Source organism: Corynebacterium sp. HMSC055G02, from assembly GCF_001809065.1.
Lineage (GTDB): Bacteria > Actinomycetota > Actinomycetes > Mycobacteriales > Mycobacteriaceae > Corynebacterium > Corynebacterium jeikeium_D.
Genome location: NZ_KV795637.1, coordinates 1 through 21,460 on the forward strand (window position 1 = coordinate 1; position 21,460 = coordinate 21,460).

Annotated in this window: 19 protein-coding genes and 1 pseudogene; 17 read left to right on the plus strand and 3 right to left on the minus strand. The window is 59.1% G+C overall.

Features of this window, described 5'->3' with window-relative positions:
• The 3 genes and pseudogenes from HMPREF2547_RS02650 to HMPREF2547_RS02660 all read left to right on the plus strand — a co-directional run.
• Positions 1 to 344 (plus strand): annotated as a pseudogene (locus tag HMPREF2547_RS02650) (cobyrinate a,c-diamide synthase); the annotation flags it as partial.
• Positions 345 to 354: 10 nt separating this feature from the next.
• On the plus strand, positions 355 to 1,446 hold the full coding sequence (gene cobA / locus HMPREF2547_RS02655; protein WP_070604657.1) for a uroporphyrinogen-III C-methyltransferase: 1,092 nt from the start codon (positions 355 to 357) through the stop codon (positions 1,444 to 1,446).
• Positions 1,439 to 1,720, plus strand: a complete 282-nt coding sequence (locus HMPREF2547_RS02660) for a hypothetical protein (RefSeq protein ID WP_246819603.1) — start codon at positions 1,439 to 1,441, stop codon at positions 1,718 to 1,720. Before cobA ends, HMPREF2547_RS02660 begins: the two co-directional genes overlap by 8 nt.
• Here the strand turns inward: HMPREF2547_RS02660 and HMPREF2547_RS02665 are convergent.
• Entirely contained in the window at positions 1,717 to 2,454 is a 738-nt protein-coding gene (locus HMPREF2547_RS02665; protein WP_042389272.1) for a YaaA family protein, read from the minus strand. The two genes, HMPREF2547_RS02660 and HMPREF2547_RS02665, sit on opposite strands and share 4 nt — an antisense overlap.
• A gap of 60 nt (positions 2,455 to 2,514) precedes the next feature.
• Here HMPREF2547_RS02665 and HMPREF2547_RS02670 point away from each other — a divergent pair, with 60 nt between their 5' ends.
• Positions 2,515 to 4,287 (plus strand): proline--tRNA ligase, encoded by a 1,773-nt coding sequence (locus tag HMPREF2547_RS02670; RefSeq protein WP_016422581.1) that lies wholly within the window; start codon positions 2,515 to 2,517, stop codon positions 4,285 to 4,287.
• Here HMPREF2547_RS02670 and HMPREF2547_RS02675 read toward each other — a convergent pair.
• A complete protein-coding gene (locus HMPREF2547_RS02675) occupies positions 4,284 to 5,249 on the minus strand; it encodes a DUF4439 domain-containing protein (protein WP_049189652.1) in 966 nt (321 codons plus the stop codon). The genes HMPREF2547_RS02670 and HMPREF2547_RS02675 overlap by 4 nt on opposite strands.
• A gap of 101 nt (positions 5,250 to 5,350) precedes the next feature.
• Between HMPREF2547_RS02675 and rimP the strand changes: the two genes are divergently transcribed.
• The 9 genes from rimP to HMPREF2547_RS02720 all read left to right on the plus strand — a co-directional run bounded on the left by rimP (position 5,351) and on the right by HMPREF2547_RS02720 (position 15,027).
• Positions 5,351 to 5,923 carry a ribosome maturation factor RimP gene (rimP, locus tag HMPREF2547_RS02680; RefSeq protein WP_016422583.1) on the plus strand — a complete coding sequence of 191 codons (573 nt, stop codon included), beginning with the start codon at positions 5,351 to 5,353 and terminating at the stop codon, positions 5,921 to 5,923.
• A complete protein-coding gene (gene nusA / locus HMPREF2547_RS02685) occupies positions 5,920 to 6,906 on the plus strand; it encodes a transcription termination factor NusA (protein WP_016422584.1) in 987 nt (328 codons plus the stop codon). The genes rimP and nusA overlap by 4 nt, the downstream gene beginning before the upstream one ends.
• 171 nt (positions 6,907 to 7,077) lie before the next feature.
• Positions 7,078 to 7,470 carry a YlxR family protein gene (locus tag HMPREF2547_RS02690; RefSeq protein ID WP_016422585.1) on the plus strand — a complete coding sequence of 131 codons (393 nt, stop codon included), beginning with the start codon at positions 7,078 to 7,080 and terminating at the stop codon, positions 7,468 to 7,470.
• 129 nt (positions 7,471 to 7,599) lie between these two features.
• The gene (infB, locus tag HMPREF2547_RS02695) at positions 7,600 to 10,308 is read left to right on the plus strand and encodes a translation initiation factor IF-2 (RefSeq protein ID WP_016422586.1); all 2,709 of its coding nucleotides are present in this window, start codon (positions 7,600 to 7,602) and stop codon (positions 10,306 to 10,308) included.
• Between the two features lie 20 nt (positions 10,309 to 10,328).
• Complete coding sequence (locus tag HMPREF2547_RS02700; protein ID WP_048733528.1) at positions 10,329 to 11,057, plus strand: hypothetical protein; 729 nt, start codon at positions 10,329 to 10,331, stop codon at positions 11,055 to 11,057.
• 361 nt (positions 11,058 to 11,418) lie between these two features.
• A complete protein-coding gene (rbfA, locus tag HMPREF2547_RS02705) occupies positions 11,419 to 11,850 on the plus strand; it encodes a 30S ribosome-binding factor RbfA (RefSeq protein ID WP_016422588.1) in 432 nt (143 codons plus the stop codon).
• A gap of 42 nt (positions 11,851 to 11,892) precedes the next feature.
• Positions 11,893 to 12,954 (plus strand): DHH family phosphoesterase, encoded by a 1,062-nt coding sequence (locus tag HMPREF2547_RS02710; protein ID WP_049170820.1) that lies wholly within the window; start codon positions 11,893 to 11,895, stop codon positions 12,952 to 12,954.
• 4 nt (positions 12,955 to 12,958) lie between these two features.
• Entirely contained in the window at positions 12,959 to 14,335 is a 1,377-nt protein-coding gene (locus HMPREF2547_RS02715; protein ID WP_080969546.1) for an MATE family efflux transporter, read from the plus strand.
• Entirely contained in the window at positions 14,314 to 15,027 is a 714-nt protein-coding gene (locus tag HMPREF2547_RS02720) for a 4'-phosphopantetheinyl transferase family protein (RefSeq protein ID WP_049170823.1), read from the plus strand. The genes HMPREF2547_RS02715 and HMPREF2547_RS02720 overlap by 22 nt, the downstream gene beginning before the upstream one ends.
• A 16-nt stretch (positions 15,028 to 15,043) precedes the next feature.
• Here HMPREF2547_RS02720 and truB read toward each other — a convergent pair whose 3' ends face one another.
• Positions 15,044 to 16,030, minus strand: a complete 987-nt coding sequence (gene truB / locus HMPREF2547_RS02725) for a tRNA pseudouridine(55) synthase TruB (protein ID WP_016422592.1) — start codon at positions 16,028 to 16,030, stop codon at positions 15,044 to 15,046.
• Positions 16,031 to 16,094: 64 nt separating this feature from the next.
• Between truB and HMPREF2547_RS02730 the strand changes: the two genes are divergently transcribed.
• The 4 genes from HMPREF2547_RS02730 to HMPREF2547_RS02745 all read left to right on the plus strand — a co-directional run bounded on the left by HMPREF2547_RS02730 (position 16,095) and on the right by HMPREF2547_RS02745 (position 21,391).
• Positions 16,095 to 17,090 (plus strand): bifunctional riboflavin kinase/FAD synthetase, encoded by a 996-nt coding sequence (locus HMPREF2547_RS02730; RefSeq protein WP_042388641.1) that lies wholly within the window; start codon positions 16,095 to 16,097, stop codon positions 17,088 to 17,090.
• Positions 17,091 to 17,231: 141 nt separating this feature from the next.
• The gene (gene rpsO / locus HMPREF2547_RS02735) at positions 17,232 to 17,501 is read left to right on the plus strand and encodes a 30S ribosomal protein S15 (protein WP_016422594.1); all 270 of its coding nucleotides are present in this window, start codon (positions 17,232 to 17,234) and stop codon (positions 17,499 to 17,501) included.
• Between the two features lie 508 nt (positions 17,502 to 18,009).
• On the plus strand, positions 18,010 to 20,277 hold the full coding sequence (locus tag HMPREF2547_RS02740) for a polyribonucleotide nucleotidyltransferase (protein ID WP_048733516.1): 2,268 nt from the start codon (positions 18,010 to 18,012) through the stop codon (positions 20,275 to 20,277).
• A 157-nt stretch (positions 20,278 to 20,434) separates the two neighbouring features.
• Positions 20,435 to 21,391, plus strand: a complete 957-nt coding sequence (locus HMPREF2547_RS02745) for an aldose 1-epimerase family protein (protein WP_070604661.1) — start codon at positions 20,435 to 20,437, stop codon at positions 21,389 to 21,391.
• Positions 21,392 to 21,460: the final 69 nt, after the last annotated feature.

Below are 21,460 nucleotides of genomic sequence, written 5' to 3' on the forward strand. Positions count from 1 at the left end.
TCGGTGGGCGCCGTATGTGTGGCATCATCCCGGGGCGAGCGCACATGGCACGGTTGAAGCTGGGGTACCGGGAGGCTGTGGCGCTGACTGATTCTGCGCTGTGCCCGGTAGGAACGCGCGTGCGCGGTCACGAGTTCCACAAGACAGCCCTCACCGATGACACCGCAAGTGTCGCTGCTGCGGCCGGGTGGCAACCAGCCTGGGGTTGGCGTGGATATCAAGGCGAAACAGTTCGCGACGGCTTTGTTTCCGAGTCTGGGCGGATTCATGCCGGTTACCTGCATGTTCATCCGGCGGGTGCGCCGGGGAACGTCAGTCGCTTTGTCGCTTCGTGCGCCGGGTAAAGTGTTAGCTATGAGTTTGCTTCTCAAAGACTACGGTGTGTTGGTGATTGGCGGTTCCACGGCTGCAGAGCGCGTGATTCCTCGGCTGTTGGACTCTGGCGCTGATGTCACTGTGTGTGAAGGTGGGGAAGTAACAACTGCGATTGAGGCCTGGGCTGCAGACGGCCGTATTACTTTGACCCGCACCGGTTTTACCGAGGCGATGAGCTGGGGCAAGGCTCTCATGGTCTGCTGTGACGAGGCGTTGCTGCGTGAGGTGACTCTAGAGGGACACCGCCGAGGTATTCTCGTCGATGATGAAACCGGGGCTTCCAGCCCGCTTACTCCTGTGGCGCTGACCGGCCGTCGCGCGTCGCGCGCTGGGGACCTCGCTGGTCAGGTCGCGCTTGTGGGTGGTGGCCCGGGCGACCCCGGTCTGATTACCGTTGAGGGGCGTCGCTTGCTCCGGCTTGCCGACGTCGTCGTTGCAGACCACCTCGGTCCACTGTCGCTGCTCGGTGACTTGGAGCCGGATGTCGAGATTATTGATGCCGGCAAGCTTCCTTACGGTCGCGCCATGGCTCAGGAGCGCATCAATGAACTGCTAGTTCATCGTGCCCGCGAGGGCTACTTTGTGGTCCGGCTCAAAGGTGGCGATCCGTACATCTTCGGCCGCGGTTTTGAAGAGCTTCAGGAGCTGCAGAAGGCAGGGGTACCGGTTCGAGTTGTGCCGGGTATCACCTCGGCACTGGCGGTACCGGGGACGATTGGCATCCCAGTTACCATGCGTGGCGTCAACCACGAATTCACTGTCGTGTCCGGTCACGTCCCACCGGGGCACAAGACTTCGCTAGTCAATTGGGATGCGCTTGGCCGCATGCACGGCACTATTGCCATCATTATGGGAGTTAAGAACGGGCCGAAGATTGCCGAGGTTTTGATGAAGGCCGGCCGCAGCCCGAAGACTCCGGCAGCGGTCATCCAGGACGGTACGCTGCCGAATCAGAGGTCGCTACGCTGCACGCTCGGCGAGCTCGGCGAGAGAATGGTCGAAGAGGCAATCAAACCGCCCGCCGTTATCGTCATCGGTGAAGTCGCCGGTCTGGATGAGGGCGATGAGTAAGAACAACAGGTCGAGCAACAACAAGTCGAAGAAGCGTGAGCCAGGGCAGCAAAAGGCAGGGTTTGTTACCCGACTGCTTGCCGACGATCAGCTGCGTAGCGCTATCTGGATGGGCGCTGCGACCTTCCTGGTGTTCTACCTCGGAACCATGATCATCTTCCGACTCCTTCTCCTCGGCGGAGAAGGATCGCGATACGACAGCATTTTCATCGCTATTATCGCTCTGATTGCCGCCATTGTGGCAGGCCGAAAGCGCTACAACGACGACATTTAGTTTTCCGGGACGCGGAAGATGAGGGTGTCGTCGTCAAGCGAGACGTCGTATCCTGCGGCGCGTGCGATGTCGACGGCCTCTGTGGGGGAGGTCGGTGTCGTGTCGGAAAGGGCGATGGCGCGGGCAAATAGGCCCTTGTAGTGCTTGTTGAAGTGGCTGACGATTTTGCCCTCGGCGGTGAGCACGGTCATCGTTGTCGCGCTCTTGACTTTGCCCAAATTGGCGTAGGTGCCGGAACGAAGGTCGATGAGGAAGTCGACATCATTGAGAGCCTCGGTGATGGCGGTACCCCAACGGCGCTTCATTGTGGGAGCCGCGTCGGCAGGCTGATCCGCGAAGGGGAGCTTGACCGTACCAGAGAGACGGTAGTGGGGGATGAGGTCGTCCCCGCCAATGACACCGAAGAGCGCTGACCCGATGGCGAGTCGAGCACGGCCGGTTTCCGGCAAATCGCTGGGGGAGAGTGCGTCGTAGAGCACCCCGGTATAACGCTCGAGAGCCGGCATGGTCGGCGACTCTAGGAGCGCGGCATTAGCTGTGACTTCGTCAGCAAGCCGTGGCCCCAGCTTCAGTGTTTCCATCGCGGCTTCCCTGTTCGCACTTAGCGCCACGAGATCGGCTGCAATGCGCTCGCGGATGGGGTTGAGGGAGCCGAAGCTCAGCGAGGAAAAGTCTACTGCGGGATGGCTGCCACCAGTGGCTTTGGTTTCAGAGGGGGGTAGGACTACGAGCATGGGCACCATAGTAATGCCCCGCATGTTGCGAAGAATGATCGACGGGTAAAATCAGCATTCATGATTACGCGAATGTCCCAGCTGTTCCTGCGCACACTGCGCGAGGATCCAGCTGACGCCGAGGTCCCTAGCCACAAGCTGCTCGTCCGTGCCGGCTACATCCGGCGAACTGCCCCTGGTGTGTACTCCTGGCTGCCACTGGGCTTGAAGGTTCTGCGCAACGTAGAGAAGGTTGTGCGCGAGGAGATGGAAGGCATTGGCGCACAGGAGCTGGCATTCCCTGCACTGCTCCCGCGTGAACCGTACGAGGCGACGAATCGGTGGACCGAATACGGCCCCGAGCTGTTCCGTCTGAAGGATCGCAAGGGCGCGGACTACCTGCTGGGGCCGACGCACGAAGAGATGTTCGCGCTGGCTGTCAAGGATCTTTTCAGCTCCTACAAGGATTTCCCGACGACGCTGTTTCAGATTCAGACCAAGTACCGCGACGAGGCTCGCCCGCGCGCTGGTATTCTGCGTGGCCGCGAGTTCGTGATGAAGGACTCTTATTCCTTCGACATGGACGACGAGGGGCTGGAGAATTCTTATCAGCAGCACCGCGGTGCCTACCAGCGAATTTTTGACCGGCTGGGCATTAAGTACGAAATCTGCCACGCCACCTCCGGCGCTATGGGCGGTTCGGCCTCCGAGGAGTTCCTGGCTGTTAGCGAAAGTGGCGAAGACTCCTTCGTAGTCTCCACCGACGGTGAGTACGCCGCCAATGTGGAAGCCGTGAAGATTCCGGCAGTTGAACCGCAGCCGATTGAGGGACAACCGGAGGCGAAGGTTTACGAGTCTCCGAACTGCACCACAATCGCAGCACTTGTTGATTGGGCCAATGGTGCGGACCTCGGACGCGAGGTCACTGCTGCCGATACTTTGAAGTGCGTTCTCGTCGCCGTCGACCCGAAGAAGGTCGATAAGGAGGGCAACGCCCTGCCGGAACAGCTCACCGCAATCCTGGTTCCCGGTGACCGTGAGGTCGATGAAAAGCGTCTTGAAGTCGCATTTGAACCGGGTGAGGCGCGCTTGCTGGAGGACAAGGACTTCGCAGCCAATGACTTCCTGATCAAGGGCTACGTCGGCCCGCAGGGGCTCGCCGATCGCGGTGTGAAGGTCCTAGCTGACCCCCGCGTGGCGGAGGGCACAAATTGGATTACAGGAGCCAACGAGGAAGGCAAGCACATCGTCGATGTGGTCGCTGGTCGCGACTTCCAGATTGATGGTATTTGCGATGTCGCAGAGGTGCGTGACGGCGACCCGGCTCCGGAGGGGCATGGCACGCTAAAGATCGAGCGCGGAATCGAGATCGGTCACATTTTCCAGTTGGGCCGCAAGTACACCAACGCCTTTGAAATCGACATCCTCGATGTCAACGGTAAGCGTGCTCGTCCGACGATGGGGTCCTACGGCATTGGCGTGTCCCGCCTGGTCGCTGTCCTCGCGGAACAGCAGTTGGATGAAAAGGGCCTCAAGTGGCCAGTTGCCGCGGCACCGTACAAGGTTCACATCGCTGTGGCCGGCAAGAACGCCGAAGCAGCTGAGGCCGCTGAACAGCTGGCGGAAGACCTCAGCCAGCAGGGCATTGAGGTGCTTTTCGACGACCGTCCGAAGGTCAGCCCCGGTGTGAAGTTCAAGGACGCCGAGCTGCTGGGTATGCCGTTTGTGGTCATCTTTGGCCGTGGCTACGCGGACGGCAAGGTGGAGCTGCGTAACCGCCTGACCAACGAGACCGACGAGGTCGCCGCTGACGGCATTGCAGCTCACGTCGCGGAGCTGGTTCGCAAGGCTTAGAGCCCGGGCAACGGCTCCAAGTTGTTGCCACCTAGCGCTGCCGCTCCGGCGGCAGCCACGCCAGCTGCCTGCAGCGCGAACATACGCATCCGAGGGTTATTAGCAGCGAGCAATACGTCTTCCCACGCCTGGGCACAATAGCGCTCCAATGCAATCATGTAATCGACGGGTGCCGTATCTGGCGAAGGAGCGCCTTCCGGCATATAGCCAGGTGCGCTCTCCGGCACCTCAACGTCGGAATCCTCCAAAATTAGTCGGGCACGATCGCGCAAAATTCGGTGGCGCTCGCCACGGGCCAAAAGTGCAGTAGTGGTATCGCCTCCGACACGTGGTGCGGCTACGCCGACACCGTAAATCATCATGTATTCGGCTTGCAGTGCCTTAGTCATCTGTTCTTCGGCACCCGAGATTTCATCCCTGTCACTGGGAATCAATGGGACAAGCTCCTCCCACTCAGCGCCCGCAACACGCAGAGCGAGGACGATACCGCCATCGACAGCCGTGGCGAGGCGCGCAGTGTGCTCCTCCCGCAATGCAGTGCGTGAATCCAGGGCATTCGTCAGTACGGGATTGTTTCGCGAGTCCGTGAGCAGTAGCTTCGCGTCGGAACCGGTAACCAGGGATCCTGGGACTGCTACGTCCGAGCCACATTCATCGACAGGTTTACCGTCCTTGTGGGTGCCGCAGGCGCGTGTGATTTCCTTATCCAGTTCGGTAACCTGCGCGGAGCGCACCGCTGCGAGGTCAGGATTGGCGTCGCTAAGCGACTGTGCATCGCGCGCCGCCAGCGCATGGAGAACCTCAATGGCGTAATCGGGGCGCGGTGCCACCAGATGCGAGCACGCGGAAAGCGCAGGAAGTGATCCCACGGCGAGGGCAGCAGCGAGGAAGCCACGGCGCGAGAGAGTACGAGTGCGATGCGATGCGGAAGCAAAACTGGGGGAGGGAGGTTCAACAATCACCTCACTATGGTGCCACGGCGGGCGGCACTTTGTGTCAATGCGGTATGTGGAAAGCGCCCAGGTGCGCAATTCCTAGTACTTGACCTGTAGACTCTACGACTATGGCGATACCCGCACCCGAGAAAATTGAACAGTTTGTGAGCCCGGCGCTCGCACAAATCGGCCTGGATGTGGAAGATGTCAAGGTCGTTCGCGCCGGCGCAAAGTCACAGGTCATTGTGTTAGTTGACGCAGATGAGCGTCCTGACCTCGATGTTCTGGAACAGGCCACGTATGAAGTATCTTCGGCTCTGGATGCCGCGGAGGCACGTGGTGAAGCGGACTTCGGCGCTCAGGGCTACACCTTGGAAGTTTCCACTCCTGGTATTGACGCACCGCTGACCCAGCCTCGGCACTGGCGTCGTAACCGTGGTCGTATTGCGGAGATTTCGCTTGCCGACGGTTCCGCGATTGCAGCCCGCATTGGTGCGCTGTCGCCGGATGAAGAATCCATCATTCTCGTTACCTCTAAGGGGCCAAAGGGACGTTTGAAGGCTGTTGGCCAGCGTGTCCAATTAACCAATGTGGCCCGTGCAGTGGTACAAGTTGAATTCTCTAATCCGCCCGCAGCCGAGAAGGATTTTGCGGGACTAGACTATGACGATGCCTTGACCAGGCTGGAGGATAACAAGTGAAGATTGAACTAGCTGCCCTGCGAACCTTGGAAAAGGAAAAGGGTATTCCTGTCGACGAAATGCTGGGACTGGTCGCCCGAGCATTGCGTGAAAGCTACCGTAACACCACCGCACCGGCACAGTATGCGCGCGTCGAAATCGACCGTGAGACCGGTGACGTCATAGTCTTTGCCCAGGAGCGAGACGACGAGGGCAATCTCATCTCCGAATGGGACGACACTCCGGAGGACTTCGAGCGTACCGCTGCATTCGCTGTTCGTCAGACCATCCTTTCGCGTCTGCGGGATGCGGAGAGCGATAAGGTTCTCGACGAATACGCAGACCTGTCTAATCAGGTCATTTCCGGCGTGGTCCAGCGCGATGTCTATGCCAATGAAAAGGGCATTGTCGTCGTCCACATCGGTTCGGAGGCCAACGGCCGAGACGGTATTCTGATGCCGGCTGAGCAGCTGCCAGGTGAGGAACTCAAGCACGGTGACCGCATCAAGTGCTACGTCGTCGGTGTGAACAAGACACCGCGCGGTGTTGCGATTCACCTGTCACGCACGCATCCGGAGCTCATTCGTAAGCTCTTCGAACTTGAAGTTCCGGAAGTTGCCGATGGGGCAGTGGAATTGATTTCCATTGCGCGCGAGGCCGGTCACCGCACCAAGGTTGCTGTACGCCCCACGGTCAAGGGCCTCAACGCTAAGGGCGCCTGCATTGGGCCCCGCGGTCAGCGTGTGAACTCGATTATGAATGAGCTCAAGGGCGAGAAGATTGACATCATCGACTACGACGAGGATCCGGCGAAGTTCGTTGGTAACTCGCTGGCGCCCGCCAAGGTAGTTAGTGTCAAGATTCTGGACATGGACGAGCGCCGTGCACACGTTGTGGTGCCCGACTACCAGCTCTCTCTTGCTATCGGCAAGGAGGGACAGAATGCCCGTCTGGCGGCTCGTCTGACCGGCTGGCGAATCGATATCCACTCCGACGCGGAGTAGACACAACGTCAGCGTCCCAGCGGTTGCGAAAGTGGCGGGAAAGTGCCTAGGGGGTTGGCACTTTTCCGCCTTTTCGGGTTATGCTGGGAGGTGGCCAAACGACAAGGCGTGATTTTCCTATGCGAATTTTCGCGCTGAATTTCTTAGCAGGAAGGTGGGTGCGTCAGGAGTATGACGACTTCGCGGGTGCTAAACCCGAATTCGACAACTCATACGCCTGCACCCACACGTACCTGTATTGCAACTAAGCAGCGCCACAATTGCTCGGAGCTGCTACGCATTGTCGCCACCACCCGTTCAGATGGCTCAGTAGCCGTCGTTGCTGATCCGCATCGTCGGATGCAGGGGCGAGGTGCCTGGATCACCCCAACACTAAAGGCTTGGGAGATCGCCGACAAGCGCCGTGCATTTGGCCGCGCACTGAAGGTATCTACGCAGGTAGATGCGTTTCCGGTTAAACAGTTTATCGCCACGCACTACGAAGCGGCGGAGGGTTTCGCCCCCGCTGACGATGTGCGTGTCGCTAAGCAGGGAGGCAGGAAAAATGACAACAGAAAGACCTGAACACTGATGAGCACACGATGAAGCATCAGCGATGAACGGCAATAGATAAGAGGGAGCCCTGCAGGCGCTCTCGGTGCGCGGACAAATCCGCCATCGGGCGCTGCTCGGCCCCCACTAGTGAGGAGAGCAGTGTCCGGAAAGCTACGTGTCCATGAGCTCGCTAAGCAGCTCGGGGTCACCAGCAAAGAACTACTCGCCGAGCTGAAGGCTCAGGGCGAGTTTGTTAAGACCGCTTCTTCGACGGTGGAACCACCCGTCGTCAGGAAGATGAAGAAGGTCTACGAAGAGAAGAATGCTGGCGCAGGTGCTGACGCGTCTGCCCAGGCCCCAACTACCAAGGCTGCTGCTAAGTCGGGTGCCAAGCCAGCTGCAAAACCAGGCGCTAAGCCTGCTGCACCAGCGGCGGCAAAGCCGGGTGCCAAGCCAGCTGCACCGTCCCGTTCGCCGAAGCCGGGACAAGAAATGCCACGCCCGCCGAAGCCTGCTGGCCCGAAGCCAGGGCCGAAGCCAGGCGCACGCGCACCGCGTGTGGCGAACAACCCATTCTCGACCGGCGGATCCTCCCGTCCGGCACCGCGGCCGTCCAACATGCCGCGTCCGCAGGGTGGAAACGGCCGTCCGGGCCCGAAGCCGGGAGCACGCCAGGGTGGCCCTCGCCCGCAGGGTGGAAACGGCCGTCCGGGCCCGAAACCGGGAGCACGCCAGGGTGGCCCTCGCCCGCAGGGTGGACAGGGCCGCGGTAATAAGCCGAGCGGCAATCGTCCGACTCCGGCAATGATGCCTTCGCACCCGAACCCGGGGCAGATGCCTGCAAAGGCAAGCCGCGGTGGCGGTGGCGGTGGCTTCGGCGGCCGTGGTCGCGGCCCGGGTGGCCCGGGTGGCGGACCGCGCGGTGGTCGCGGCGGACGTCGCGGTGGAACTGCAGGTGCATTCGGGCGACCAGGAGGCGCCCCGCGTCGCGGACGTAAGTCGAAGCGTCAGAAGCGCAACGAGTACGAGGCAATGCAGGCACCATCCGTGGTAGGCGGCGTTAAGCTGCCCAACGGTAAGGGCACGACCATTCGCCTCGCACGTGGTGCATCCCTGTCTGACTTCGCTGAGAAGATTAACGCCGATGCAGCATCGCTGGTCCAGGCGTTGTTCAACCTCGGCGAAATGGTGACGGCAACTGCATCGGTCTCCGACGAGACCCTGCAGCTGCTCGGCGACGAGATGGATTACAAGGTCCAGGTCGTCTCGCCTGAGGATGAGGACCGCGAGCTCCTCGAGTCCTTCGACCTCCAGTTCGGTGAGGACGAGGGCGACGATGAGGACCTGGAGCAGCGCCCGCCAGTGGTAACTGTGATGGGTCACGTCGACCACGGTAAGACGCGCCTGTTGGACACGATTCGTAAGGCCAACGTCGGTGGCCACGAGTCCGGTGGTATTACCCAGCACATCGGTGCCTACCAGGTGCCGGTGGAGCTCGACGGTGAGAAGCGCAAGGTTACCTTCTTGGATACCCCGGGTCACGAGGCGTTTACCGCCATGCGTGCTCGTGGTGCCAAGTCGACCGATATCGCGATTCTGGTTGTTGCAGCTGATGACGGCGTCATGCCGCAGACGGTTGAGGCTATTAACCACGCCAAGGCCGCTGATGTGCCGATTGTCGTTGCAGTCAACAAGATTGATAAAGAAACTGCAGATCCGCAGAAAATTCGTGGTCAGCTGACTGAATACGGTCTCACTGACGAAGAGTGGGGCGGCGACACTATGTTCGTCGATATCTCCGCTAAGCAAGGTCTCAACATCGATCAGCTTCTCGAAGCAGTGCTGTTGACTGCCGATGCTTCGCTGGATCTGCGCGCCAATCCGGATATGGACGCTCAGGGTGTCGCCATTGAGGCTCACCTTGACCGTGGCCGTGGTCCGGTGGCAACCGTTATCGTTCAGCGCGGTACGTTGCGCGTCGGTGATTCCATCGTTGTCGGTGACGCATATGGTCGTGTTCGCCGCATGGTCGATGAGTACGGCAACGACGTCGATGAGGCCGGTCCTTCCCGTCCGGTTCAGGTGCTCGGCCTGACCTCCGTACCGGGTGCTGGTGACAACCTCCTGGTTGTTGACGAGGATCGTACGGCCCGCCAGATTGCAGACCGCCGCGACGCACGTCGTCGTAATGCGCTGCAAGCACGTCGTCGCAAGCGCGTCTCCCTGGAGAACCTGGACGAGATCCTGAAGGAGACCAACACCCTCAACCTGATCCTGAAGGGCGACAACGCCGGTACCGTCGAGGCACTGGAAGAAGCCCTGCTCAAGATCGAGGTCGACGACGAGGTCGCACTGAACATCATCGACCGTGGTGTCGGTGCTGTTACTCAGACCAACGTCACGCTGGCTGCTGCGTCTGACGCCGTCATCATCGGCTTCAACGTTCGCTCCGAGGGTAAGGCCACAGAGGTTGCCAACGCTGAGGGCGTTGACATCCGCTACTACACGGTGATTTACCGTGCTATCGAGGATGTTGAGGCTGCTCTGAAGGGCATGCTCAAGCCGGTCTACGAGGAGAAGGAGATTGGTCGTGCAGAGATTCGCGCCATCTTCAAGTCCTCCGCAGTTGGCCTCATCGCCGGCTGTATGGTCGAGTCCGGCAAGGTCCGCCGCAACGCGAAGGCTCGCCTGGTTCGTGACGGCAACGTCATTACGGATTCGGCGACTATCGAGTCGCTGAAGCGAGAGAAGGACGATGCTACCGAGGTCGCAGCCGGTTACGAGTGCGGTATGGTGCTGTCTTACCCGGACATCCAGGTGGACGACGTTATCGAGGTCTACGAGATGGTCGAGGTTCCGCGCACGTAGCAACGTAAGCTAAACACTGCGTGAACTTTGATAAGGCGCTCCCTTCGGGGAGCGCCTTTTTGCGTATCGTGTTCGTTATGGGCTTCAAAACTAATCTCTTTGCACTCTCAGATGAACTGCCGCGAACGAATATTTTGAATTATCCTCCTGCGAGCGCAGAGGAGACTCTTGCGCAATTGGACAAGATTTGGCCAGGGAAATTCGCCTTTGATTCCGAAGAAACCATTGAGGATGGTCATAATTGGTACTTCCACGCGGTAGCGTTTGGGCCAACGCTGCTTTTCGGGACCGACGACGTATACGACCTTATTGAGGACCCAGCGTTGGCGAACGATCCTCGCGAAAGTTGGTCACTGTGCATCAATAGTGTTGTCGATTTCTGCCACTATAAGACTCCTACCAGGGAATTAGAAGCAAGCTGCGAAGACTATGATTTTGACATGCAGCGGTTTTTCAGCTCTGGACGACTGTTGGATTTTGAGGTACCGTTCGCTAACGGTGAACACGTCGAGGTACTACATCCGACGGATGTGGCTGAATGGGAACAAACCCATGGCAGTGTGGCGCCCAAGGATAAAAATGGTGAGGTAAGTTACCTTTTCCATCCGCTGGAGCTAGGTAATGCTGCGGTTAAATGGATTTTCGGCATCGAGGGAGAAACACCATTGCAGGATAGTGTGATGGATTCACTGCCTGACTGCTCCCATGTTAATGGGTTACCGATGTACAACTTCGTGGAGCGCCGTTAAGAGCGTACGGGTAGGCTGCGTTTCAGCTGCGCAATTCCGTAGTAGCGACTCCCCATGCCGTCGATGACATCGATGGTGGTGGCAGTGTTGTCGTGATGATTAATGGGTTAATAACAAAGGGCGAGCGTGCGGCGAAGCAATTGACTGCACTCGGTAAACGGGTGCGGGCGAAGTCGCGAAACATGCGGTTCGAAGTTGAGTAGTGTTTTGCGTGTTAGTATTAGCAGTCCTTTGTATTGAACCGTTTTGCCGGATCCCAAATGGGTCTTTGTCAGCGAAGGGGCACTTCAGGCCCCACGCTAAATGGGGTCTAGCTACGAATCGTTACGCACAGGTAGAGATAGATAGGGAGTAGCCAAAAATGGCAGATCCAGCACGCGCGCGCAGGCTGTCCAAGCGTATTCAGGAGATTGTCGCCAGCGCAATTGAGCGTGAGATTAAGGACCGGCGGCTGGAGTTTGTGACTATCACCGACTGCCGCGTCACCGGCGATTTGCACGACGCCACAGTTTTCTACACTGTGCGCGGACGTACGCTCGACGAGGAACCGGACTACGAGTCGGCAGCAGCAGCGCTGGAAAAGGCGAAGGGGCAGCTACGTTCCCTGGTCGGTCGTGGCACCGGTGTGCGCTACACACCGACGCTGGCTTTTGAGGTTGACACGGTGCCGGAGATTTCCGCGCACCTTGAGGAGCTGCTCGATAAGACTCGCGCGCGCGACGCGGAATTGGCTGAGCAGGCTAGAAACGCAAAGCCCGCAGGCGATGCCAACCCATACCGCGACGAGGAGTAAAACTCTCCACCGGCCACATCTATCGATGAAAGGGGCACCCACGTGACCACTTCTCCGCAGGCTCAGGAGCAGGCAGCTCACCAGCTTTCCCAGGCGATTAATCGCCGCATGTCCAAGCCGATTCAGCAGATGCAGGATATGCTTGCCGACGCCAAGAAGGTCGGCGTCATTGCCCATGTTCACCCCGATGCGGATGCGATTGGTGCTGCATCTGCGATGGTCATGGCACTTGTACAGCGTGGCATTTCGGCTGTAGCCAGCTACGGTGAGAGCGATTTGCCAGCCAAGTCGCTGTTGACCATCCCCGGATGGGAGCGATTTGTCGAGTACACGGACTTGGATGAAGACATTGACACGTGGGTGACTGTCGACTGCGCAAGCCCGGGGCGCCTCGGTGCGCTGGAAGATCGCGTGATGGCCTCCGACCGCGTTATCAATGTTGACCATCACGCGACCAACACTCGCTTTGGGTCCGTCAACATGGTTGACGAACGCGCAGAGTCCTCGACCATGGTGCTCCTGGACTTCTTTGGTGTCTGGGGTATCAAGCTGACCACGCCGATGGCTCATGCTCTCTATGCAGGGCTGTTGACGGACACCGCATCGTTCCAGTTCGGCCATTCCCGCATGCACACTGCAGCGGCGCGCCTGCTGGATAAGGGGCTCAATCCGCGCACGATTGGTGCACAGCTGCTGGAAGAACATCCGTTTGCCTACCTTCCATTCCTGGGCAAGGTGCTTTCCACCGCGACATTGGTGCCCGAGTGGGGCGACGGCGCTGGCCTAATCCACGTCGTCATTGAGCACGACCAGACCGCCGAAGTTGGCCACGATGAGATTGAATCGGTCGTGGACATTGTGCGTACGACTAATGCGGCCGACGTCTGTGCCGTGCTTAAGGAGTATGAGCCAAACCAGTGGGCCGTCTCGCTGCGTTCTCGCGAGCTTGTCGATGTCTCCCAGGTCGCCCTGGAAATTGGCGGCGGTGGCCACGAGCGTGCCGCCGGTCTGACTCGGGAGTGCAGCAAGGATGAGCTGCTGCAGGCCATCCTGGACACCAGCGATGTCGCAGCCCAGGCACGCCGAGGCACGAGCGAGGCCTAGGGGATTGTCGGACTCGCGAGAAACTCAGGAGCGCACTGAGATTGAGCAAACTGGCATAGAGCGAACCGGGCACAGTGCGAAGTCAGATGTCAGCCTTCGCGCAATCGTTTCGCTGGCGCTGCCAGCGTTGGGTGTTCTTGCCGCGCCCGCACTCTATGTGCTGCTGGATACGGCTGTCATTGGTCGGCTTGGAGCTGTCCAGCTTGCGGCGCTTGCCGCTGGTTCGACGGTATTTTCCGTGGTAACTACGCAGCTCACTTTCTTGGCTTACGGCACGACCGCCCGATCAGCGCGAGCCTTTGGCAGGGGCAACGTGGACGAGGCGGTTGAAGAGGGATTGCAAGCGACGTGGGTCGCCATCTTTGTGGGCCTTAGCCTCTTTGCCATCATCGTGGGGTTGGCACCAGTATTTACCGGTTGGTTAGCTCCTCATCCGGAGGTCGCTCATGATGCCGGGCAGTGGTTGCGAGTTGCTGCCTTCGCCATTCCGCTGACGTTGATTGCGCAGGCTGGAAATGGTTGGTTGCGCGGTATCCAAAACACCCGCGCGCCGCTGCTATTTGTGCTCTCAGGCCTTGTTCCGGCCGCCATTGTGATTGTGCCGCTGGTCCGCGCCTTCGGCCTCGAGGGCTCTGCGCTGGCCGTTCTCTTCGGCGAATTGATTACCGGCGGACTGTTCCTCCGCAGTCTTTTCAAAGAGTGCTCTAGCCGCAAGCTTTCCATGCGCCCGAATGGCGCCATTATCAAAAGCCAGCTGGTCCTCGGCCGCGATCTCATCGTTCGCTCCTTGTCCTTCCAGGTAGCGTTCCTCTCCGCCGCAGCGGTTGCTGGCCGCGTTGGGCCGACCACGCTCGGTGGGCACCAGGTCATGCTGCAACTGTGGAACCTGATTTCGTTGGTGCTCGACTCGCTAGCGATTGCTGCACAGACGCTCGTCGGTGCAGCGTTGGGCGGTAGCTCCACGGCCGTTGCCCGCTGGACTGGCAAGCGCGTGACGGTCTGGTCAAGCGTCATTGCCCTCGGCCTAGCGGCTGTTTTCGCAGTAGGTAATGCCAGCATCGTCCGCATTTTTACCGACGCAACAGGCGTGATTGACGCAGTCACCGCCGGACCATGGTGGATTCTTGTCGCAATGATTCCTATCGGCGGTGTCGTCTTCGCGCTCGATGGCGTGTTGCTCGGCGCCGGCGACGCAGCCTTCCTCCGTAACGCCACCGTTAGCGCGGTCCTGTGCGGATTCCTCCCACCGGTCTGGCTGGCGCAGGCATTTGGCTGGGGGCTGACCGGCGTGTGGTGCGGTCTCTTGGCCTTCATGATTCTGCGACTAATCTTTGTCGCTACCCGTTTCCGTGGAGAGAAATGGTACGGCATCAGCGCATGAGTGTGCTTGCCGACGTCCAGGAGTATCTGGCCAGGCATTTGCCCGCCGGTAGCCGGCTAGTTATTGACTCCAATGCCGAGCGGCCGTTTAGTGATGCGGAATTGCAGCAGCTCCGTAGCGCTGAGTTGAGGCTGTCTGATAGTGCAGCACCTGTTCGAATCCGTGATTTCACCCGAGGGCGCCTCGCTGCGCATGAGGCGGTGCAACGGCTAGGAGAGCCTGCCCCACATGGGATTGGCATGTCGACCACCGGAGCGCCGCTGTGGCCGCGAGGAGTCGTGGGGTCAATTAGCCATTGCGACGGGGCCGTGGCAGCCGTGTCCGCGAGCGCTGAACAGCTGCAGGGGATTGGCATCGATGTCGAGGTCGAGCAGACTCTAGAGTTAGGAATCATCGAGGCAGTCTTGCGCACTGACGAAGCACGCCTTGACCCGCTGGTGCAATTTAGCGCCAAGGAATCAATGTACAAACTCTGGGAGCCGATAGTCGGGCAGTGGCTAGACTTCGACGAAGTCTCCGTCCAACTGCGAAAGAAACGGATAGCAGCGCGAGGTTTTTCCCGAGGACTCACAGGCGGACCTTTACAGCTAACGTTTCACCGTGAGATTCCCGACGCCTTCTGCGGAGTAAAAGGCTTCTGGGCTCGCGGTGCAGGCATCGTTGCAACCGCGGTGTGGCTCGAGCAGTCTTAAAATCCTTGAGAGGTAGTCACAGCGTGGCCGGGCGCACCACGAAGACCGTCTTAGCCCGTTTGCCAGATTCTGTGAGCAGCGCCGGAACCTTTCCCGTTGGTGACACCGCCGCATAGACTCCAGGTTTTCCGATCGGCTCCAGCCACTTGCCCTGAGCCAAATCAGCCGCCTGCTGTTCAGTAATTTCGCGGGTATCAAAGCAACGCAGGCAGGCCTCGTCCAGACTCATCGGCAGCAAGGAAGCGGCGCGCTCCGGGACTGGGCGTCGCATCTCCGCAATTTCTGGATGGGCGGTGTCGAACTGCTCGGCCTTCGCCGTGAGCTCGTCGATAGTCAACGCCTCATCAATAGTGAAAACGCCGGCGGCAGTACGCCGCAGAGCAGTGAGATGACCACCGACTCTCAGTGCATCCCCCAAGTCACGAGCTAGGGCGCGGATGAAAGTGCCGGCAGAGCAGTCGACCTCCACGTCGATATCGATGCACTCCCCGGGGCGCGAAGGATCGGAGTCGTGGCGGATGTCCAGAACCTCATAGCGGGTGATCGTCACTGGGCGCGCAGGGATATCGACCTTCTCACCACGGCGGATGCGCTCGTAGGCGCGGACACCGTCAATCTTCACCGCTGATACCGCCGCGGGTTTTTGCATGATTGTGCCGGTGAACTTCGCAATTTCCGCTCGAACCATTTCATCAGTCACCGATGCCGCCGAGGATTCGGAGAGCAACTCGCCTTCGGCGTCGTCGGTAAGCGTGGCAGCGCCGAGTCGAATGGTGGCTTGGTAGGACTTCGTGTCGGCGTGGACATGTGGCAGGAAACGGGTGCCGCGGCCGATGCCGAGGACGAGCACACCGGTGGCCATTGGGTCGAGGGTACCGGAGTGGCCGACCTTCTTGGTGCGGAAGATGCGACGGAGTTTGCCCACTACATCGTGGCTTGTCCAGCCTTGGGGCTTGTCGACGATAACAATGCCGGAGTCTGCAATCGGATCGAAGTCGGTCATAGACGCAATCCTATGTTGCGCTATATGCGGTGTGTTAAACGGTGACCAGTTACACTGGCTCTTTGTGGAGATTTGGTATGGCTTGGACAATGCACCCGAAGACCTGGGGGACACGGTCGTAACCATCGGAGTGTTCGATGGTATTCATCTTGGGCATAAGCGCCTGATAGCTGCTGCGGTCAGTGACGCTCGCGCTCGTGGCGTGAAGTCGCTGTTGATGACTTTCGATCCCAATCCCGTAGCGCTGTTTGCCCCGGATAAGGTGCCGCCGGCACTGTCCACCGTGTCCCGTCGCGCCGAGCTGGCAGAAGCGGAGGGAATCGATGCCATGCTTGTCGTGCCTTTCGACAAGAACTTCTCCAGCATCCCCGCAGAAGACTTTGTACGCACCGTTGTCCGCGACAAGCTGAATGCACAGGCCGTCTTCGTTGGCCAGAACTTCACCTATGGGCAGAAGGCCGCAGGTACCGCCGAGACTATGCCGGAGCACGGCTGTAAGTGTGGGGTCGACGTCACCATCGTCGACCTTCTCGACGTCACTGCCGCGGACTCGACCGAACGTGTTTCGTCGACACGTATTCGCGGTTTGCTTGCCGACGGTGCGGTGTCCGCAGCCGCCTCGTGTCTCGGGTACTTCTACCGTGTCGATGGTGATGTTCTTCCAGGTCAGGGGCGTGGAGGAGCGCAGCTGGGCTTTCCGACCGCCAATATTGACTTCGCTGAGGGCCTGGCAATCCCGGCTGATGGTGTCTACGCGGCATGGTTCACGGTTCAGCCGACGGCAGCCCGCCCGGAGCCGGACCCGAAGGGCGATATCGAGTTTGGGGTGCGCTACCCAGCGGCCGTGTCGGTGGGCACTAATGTGACCTTTGGAGACACTGATCGAACGGTCGAGGCCTACGTGATTGACCGTCATGCGGACCTCTACGGCACCGCTGGGCAGGTTGAGTTTGTCGACCGGATTCGCGGCATGGAGAAGTTCGACTCGGTCGAGGAGCTCATTGACCGGATGAACCAGGACGTGGCAGACACCGAAGCCATTTTGGCTAAGACCGATTAGCTGTTAAAGTAAAACGTCGGCTGTGACTGCGGTCCACAAGCAGTTGCGAGGAACCAGTTGCCAGACGCTGTTTGGTTCCGGGAAAGCCGAGAATGTGGACTGAAAAAACGACCATAATTTGATTCAAGGAGTTAGATTTACATGGCTTTGAACACTGCAGAAAAGGCTGAGATTCTCAAGGAGTTCGGCCTGCACGAGACCGACACCGGTTCCCCGGAGGCTCAGGTTGCACTGCTGACCGCACGTATTCGTCAGCTGACCGAGCACCTGAAGTTCCACAAGCACGATCACCACTCCCGTCGTGGTCTGCTGCTGCTGGTCGGTCGCCGCAAGGGCCTGCTGCAGTACCTGCAGGACAACGACGTTGAGCGCTACCGTAAGCTGATCGAGCGCCTGGGTCTGCGTCGCTAAGGTTCTCCTTAAGGTCCTGTTTGTCAGAGCTTCATTGGTGTAAGTTGCTCTGTTAATTCAAGGCTTTTAAGCTTTTTAGACTCGCCGTTTGGGTTTCCATTGGATGGAAGCTCACGGCGGGTCTTTTTTTTGATCACTTGTCGTTGTGGTATTCACTCATCGATGCGCTGTAGCGTGGCCACAAGTGAATACCTCATCGACAGGTGGAGGGGCTGATCGAAAGCGTGCGCATAAGTGCCGGGGCACCATCGATAAGACACGGTAATTCGTCGATAAGACACGGTAAACCATCGATGAGTCAAGAAAAGTCATCGATAAGTGCCCCCCGCCCCGCAAACTCCTAGAACCCCGCGTAGGTGCAAGAACCCAGATGCAGTGAGAGATCTCCGATCCGTCCAATACGAGAACTTTCCGCGTTAGCTGGTAGAATGCGTGACGCAAACGAAGTTCATTCGATCTTTTACAGGCGACATCGATGATCGCCGCTATTTCTAGGAGTAAGAAACCTATGGCCAACAGCAAGGCTGTTGAATTTTTCTTTGATGAGGATTTCGGTATTACCGAGGCCGTTGCCACCATCGACAATGGTGATTTCGGCACCCGCACCATTCGCTTTGAAACGGGCCAGCTGGCTCGTCAGGCCGATGGTTCGGTGACCACCTACTTGGACGAGGAGACCATGCTCCTGTCCACCGTCACCGCTTCCAACCAGCCCCGCGAGGGCTTTGATTTCTTCCCGCTGACCGTCGACGTTGAAGAGCGTATGTACGCTGCGGGCAAGATTCCGGGTTCGTTCTTCCGCCGTGAGGGCCGCCCGTCTACCGATGCCATCCTGGCATGTCGTCTGATTGACCGTCCGCTGCGTCCGACCTTCGTCAAGGGCCTGCGCAACGAGGTACAGGTTGTTGTCACCGTCATGTCCTGGGATCCGAAGGACCGTTACGACGTTGTCGCAATCAACGGCGCGTCAGCTGCAACTCAGCTTTCCGGGCTGCCGGTCTCCGGCGCTGTCGGTGGCGTCCGCATCGCGCTTGTTGCTGATGACAAGCACCCAGAGGGTGCATGGGTCGCTTTCCCGACCGAGGAGCAGCACGAGCAGGCTCTGTTCGAGATGGTCGTCGCTGGCCGTATCGTCACCCGCAAGCGTCGCGGCAAGAACGTCGAAGATGTCGCCATCATGATGGTGGAGGCCGGAGCAGGGGAGACCGTCGTCAAGCGTATTGCTGACGGTGCACCGGCGCCGACCGAGGACATCGTCGCCGCTGGCCTCGAGGCAGCAAAGCCGCACATCAAGGTTCTGTGTGAGGCACAGAAGGGTCTGGCTGAGCGCGCAGCGAAGGAAACGCAGGAGTTCCCGCTGTTCCCGGCATACAGCGATGAGATTTTTAACGCAGTCGAGAAGAAGTCCGCTAAGAAGCTGGCCAAGCTGCTCACCATTCCGGGTAAGCAGGAACGAGATGACGCCACCAATGAGTACATGGAGGACGTCGAGGGGCAGCTGCTGGAGCGCTTCGTATCCGATGATGTCGACGAGCAAGCTGCATCTAAGCAGATTCGCGCTGCATACAACGCAGTGATGAAGCAGATTGTCCGTGAGAAGATTCTGGCTGAGGGCTTCCGCATCGATGGTCGCGGTGTCACCGACATTCGTGACCTGGGCGTTGAGGTCGGTCTGATTCCGCGTGCCCACGGCTCTTCGCTGTTTGAGCGCGGCGAGACCCAGATTCTGGGTGTCACCACTTTGGATATGCTGAAGATGGAGCAGCAGATTGACTCGCTGACTCCTGTTACCTCCAAGCGCTACATCCACCACTACAACTTCCCGCCGTACTCCACCGGCGAGACCGGTCGTGTTGGCTCTCCGAAGCGCCGCGAGATTGGTCACGGGGCACTGGCTGAGCGCGCTCTGCTGCCGGTCGTGCCGTCCCGCGAGGAATTCCCGTACACCATTCGCCAGGTCTCCGAGGCTCTTGGATCCAATGGTTCGACCTCCATGGGCTCGGTCTGTGCTTCGACTCTGTCGCTGTACAACGCCGGTGTGCCGCTGAAGGCTCCGGTTGCCGGTATCGCCATGGGCCTGGTTTCCGGCGAGGTTGACGGTGAGAACCGCTTCGTCGCACTGACCGATATTCTCGGTGCCGAAGACGCATTCGGTGACATGGACTTCAAGGTCGCTGGTACTGCGGACTTCATTACCGCACTGCAGCTGGACACCAAGCTCGACGGTATTCCGTCGAAGGTTCTGGCCGATGCTCTGTCCCAGGCTCGTGATGCACGTCTGGCCATCCTGTCCACCATGGCTGAGGTCATCGAGTCTCCGGACGAGATGAGTGGTCTCGCTCCGAAGATCACCACCGTTAAGGTTCCGGCTTCGAAGATCGGTGAGCTCATCGGTCCGAAGGGCAAGACCATCAACGGCATCACCGAGGAAACCGGTGCTGATATCTCTATCGAGGACGACGGCACCGTATTTGTCTCGGCAACTTCCGGTAAGGCCGCGGACGCTGCAATCGAGCAGATTAATGCCATTGCTAACCCGCAGCTGCCGAAGGTCGGCGAACGCTACCTGGGCACTGTCGTGAAGACTGTCGCTTTCGGTGCTTTTGTCTCCCTGACTCCGGGCCGTGACGGTCTGATCCACATCTCCAAGCTCGGTGGCGACAAGCGCATCGAGAAGGTCGAGGATGTCATCAATGTCGGCGACAAGATTCAGGTCGAAATCGCTGATATCGACAACCGCGGCAAGATCTCGCTGGTTCCGGTCGAAGACGATTAATGCTTGGCGACGGAGGATGTGCTTTAGGTAGCCTCCAACAACGCGTGTAGCGATGGCGCGGTTAGGTCACAAATTGACCTAACCGCGCTTTTGTTTTGGGTTAATCTCGGGTTTCGAAGGGATTAATTTTCGAACCCACGTGGAAGGTAATTTGCGCATGCAACTTGTCGCGCACGATCATGAATTCATCGACATTGCGGCCGGTGGCTATGTCGCAAGTATTTCCCAGTTCGGTGGTGGACCGAGATCACTGGAGTACTGTGGCCTGCCACTGCTGACTGACTATCCCAAAGGGTTCAATCCACCGTTGTCCGCAGGTACGCTCCTGGCTCCGTGGCCGAACAGGGTCGCTGACGGAGTATTCATCTTTGATGGGGAAGTCCATCGACTAGATATTTCGGAGCCGTCCCGGGCGAATGCTATTCACGGATTTGTTGCAGATCGCGTTTGGTCTGTGGTCGATTCTGATGACAGCAGCGTCACCTTGGGCGTGGAAGTTGAGCCGCAACCGGGCTGGCCTTGGGAACTCGGTATGACCGTGCGCTGGCAAGTCACGTCTGCAGATGGCCTATCGGCGGAGTTCACAGTGCATAATCGCAGCGATAGGGAGTGCCCGTTTGGTCTGGGCTGGCATCCCTATTTAAGCGCGTTGGGCGCTGACTTCGGCAGTTGCACACTACGGTTGCCCGTTGATAACAACCTGCCACTGGAGCCAATTCGAAACTTGCCCGCCGGCCCAGCGGTGCCAGCGGAGACAGTGGTTCCCAGCCTTCGAGAGGGGGTATCCCTGGATGGACTGTGGCTGGATCACTGCTTCTTTGCTGCCGCGGAGGCAGCGGGGAGTCACTCACCGTGCCGTCGTGAAGCACATTTGGTTGGACCAAATGGCAAGGGTGCTGTGCTCTGGGCCGATGATGAATTCCGCTTCTTCCAGGTCTATGTTGCCGACGCTGGACGACGAGAAGGATTTCCTGGGCACGGGAATGCGATTGCGGTGGAGCCAATGACATGTCCGCCGGATGCGCTACGCTCCGGTACCGGTTTGCTGCGAGTTCAGGCTGGAGAGACAACAACTCTTGTCATGGGACTGCGCGCGGAAACGGGCGGAAAATAGTTTTCCCAGCGCAGAAGAGTGCAGCCCCCTCAATCGGGTTAAAACCTTCTTAATTAATTCACCTGGAAT